At 28.6% G+C, this 2,674-nt stretch carries 3 protein-coding genes; 2 read left to right on the top strand and 1 reads right to left on the bottom strand.

Going from position 1 to position 2,674, the window contains the following annotated elements:
* A partial coding sequence (locus GQ540_RS03130; protein ID WP_291797204.1) for a S46 family peptidase occupies positions 1-308 on the bottom strand: 308 nt, incomplete at its 3' end.
* A gap of 100 nt (positions 309-408) precedes the next feature.
* Here GQ540_RS03130 and GQ540_RS03135 point away from each other — a divergent pair.
* Both GQ540_RS03135 and GQ540_RS03140 read left to right on the top strand, forming a co-directional pair.
* Positions 409-1,710, top strand: coding sequence for a DUF819 family protein (locus GQ540_RS03135; RefSeq protein WP_291797207.1), 1,302 nt, complete (start codon positions 409-411; stop codon positions 1,708-1,710).
* Positions 1,711-1,765: 55 nt separating this feature from the next.
* Positions 1,766-2,464, top strand: coding sequence for a DUF4369 domain-containing protein (locus GQ540_RS03140; protein WP_291797210.1), 699 nt, complete (start codon positions 1,766-1,768; stop codon positions 2,462-2,464).
* The last annotated feature ends 210 nt before the right edge of the window (positions 2,465-2,674 follow it).

The following is a 2,674-nucleotide window of genomic DNA, read 5'->3' on the forward strand; positions in this document are numbered from 1 at the left end:
TGGTTTGTTAACAACAATCCGTTTGGAGAAATTACTTCTGATGTACATCCACCATTAAAATGAACAATAGCATCTTTTAAACTTGAATTATTTACAGAATAAATATCTTCAGCCGTCATTTTACTTCCTAATAATTTCATCTCATTTTCGTTAACACCTTCTAGTAAAGAAGGAATCCACATACCTCCTTGTATTTCACGAGTATCAACAACTTGTGCATCACTTTTTACAACTTGTGTTGTCTCTTGAACTGTTTTACAAGAGACTATGAATAATGCAATTAATAAATAGATTTTTATGTATTTCATTTGGTTAAAATTTAGCTAACAAATATAAGAAACTGTTTACTCTTTTATTAGGATTAAAGTCTTAAAAAAATGGTAAATTAGCCAAAATTCAAAAATAAATATGGATACTACACCTATAATTACTCAAGACACTATTGCATTTGGAATTGTAATGCTAACAATTGGATTTGTTTTTTATACTTCAGCAAGCGCAAACGAAACTTGGAAGAAATTTTATAAAATTGTTCCATCTCTTTTAATGGCTTATTTATTACCTGCAATTTTTACTTCTTTAGGAGTTATTGCTCCAGAATGGGAAACTATAGATGCTGCTGGAAATATAACAGCACATGAATCTAATTTATATTATGTTGCCAGTCGTTTTTTATTACCTGCAGCACTAATTTTAATGACTTTAAGTATAGATTTAAAAGCTGTATTTGATTTAGGCCCAAAAGCGTTGATAATGTTTTTAACAGGAACCGTTGGTATCATAATTGGTGGTCCAATTGCTATAATTCTAATTTCAATGATTTCACCTGAAACCGTTGGAGGTGCAGGTCCTGATGCTGTTTGGCGTGGATTAGCAACATTGGCTGGAAGTTGGATTGGTGGTGGAGCTAACCAAGCTGCTATGTTAGAAATTTACGAATACAACCCTAAAAAATATGGAGGAATGGTTTTAGTTGATATTGTTGTAGCAAACATATGGATGGCTATTGTGTTAATGGGAATTGGAAAATCTAAAAAAATTGATAAATGGTTAAATGCAGATACTTCTGCAATTGAACGTTTAAAAGAAAAAGTATCTTCTTACGCAGATAAAATTACAAGAAATCCTAGTTTAGCTGATTTAATGGTCATATTATCAATAGCATTTACCGTTGTTGGTTTTGCCCATTTTGGTGCAAATACAATTTCTACATTTTTAAAAGATAATTTTGAAGCCGTAAGTGATAAAAGTTCTCCTTTATCATCATTTGGTTCACAATTCTTTTGGATGATTAGCATTTCAACCATTATAGGTATTATTCTTTCATTTACTAAATTTAAAAAATATGAAGGAGCAGGTGCAAGTAAAATAGGAAGCGTTTTTATATACATTTTAGTGGCAACTATTGGTATGAAAATGGATTTAAGTAAAATTTTAGAAAACCCAGGATTAATATTAATAGGATTGGTTTGGATGACTATTCACATAATTTTATTAATTGTTGTAGCGAAATTGATAAAAGCTCCTTATTTTTTCTTAGCGGTTGGAAGTCAGGCAAATGTTGGAGGTGCGGCCTCTGCACCTATTGTTGCTGCGGCATTTCATCCTTCACTTGCAACAGTTGGTGTTTTATTAGCTGTTTTTGGTTATGTTGTTGGAACTTACGGCGCTATGTTAACAGCTGAATTAATGCGTATTGTTGCGCCTTAAATTAATTCATAAATTCAAATAAAAGTTAGATATTTGTACTACTAAACTAAACTAAATGAAAAAAATAATTAGCTGTATTGTTTTAATAAGTCTTTTAATTTCTTGTGGAAAAACTAAAAATGGAAGCCTTGTTGTGAAAGGAAATATTGATGGACTTAAAAAAGGTACATTATTTTTACAAAAATTTAAAGATACTTTGTTAGTATCAGTAGATTCAGTTCAATTAAATGGTGAAAGTACATTTACACTTGTTGACGACATTAAAACACCAGAAATTTATTACATAGCTTTAGATAAAAAAGTAAATCAAAAAATTTCTTTTTTTGGTGAAAAAGGCGAAATTACAATAACTTCAAAACTTGCAAAATTTGTAACCTCGGCTAAAATTACTGGTTCAAAAAATCAAACTTTATTGGACGAACATAATGCAATGGCCAAAAAATTTAGTGGAAGACAATTAGATTTAATAAAAGAAAAGTTTGATGCTCAAAAAAATAATGATACTGAATTGTTTACAAAATTAGAAAAAGAAGAAACAAGTTTAATTAAAAGGAAATACTATTTCTCAACAAATTTCGCAGTAAATAATGGTAAATTTGAAGTTGCGCCATATATAGCTTTAACAGAGTTATATTATGCCAATATTAGATTATTAGATACCATAAATAATTCATTATCTAAAAAAGTGAAAGTTTCAAAATATGGCTTAGAACTAAACGACTTTATTAAAGGTATTAAAGAAAATGAAAAATAATTAAAACTATTTTATTTTTAAAAAAGCAACTCTAATTGAGTTGCTTTTTTTATTTTTAATAATATTTGTAACAATTCAATTATAAAACATACTTATTAATTGAACCAAACCAAACTTGTGACTAAAGACCTTGAACATAAATTTATTTCTGAATTTCAAGAGAATCAGAATATAATTCATAAAGTGTGTAGAATTTACACCTCAAACAAG

Origin of the sequence: Lutibacter sp. (assembly GCF_013139515.1) — a bacterium.
Classification (GTDB): Bacteria; Bacteroidota; Bacteroidia; order Flavobacteriales; family Flavobacteriaceae; genus Lutibacter.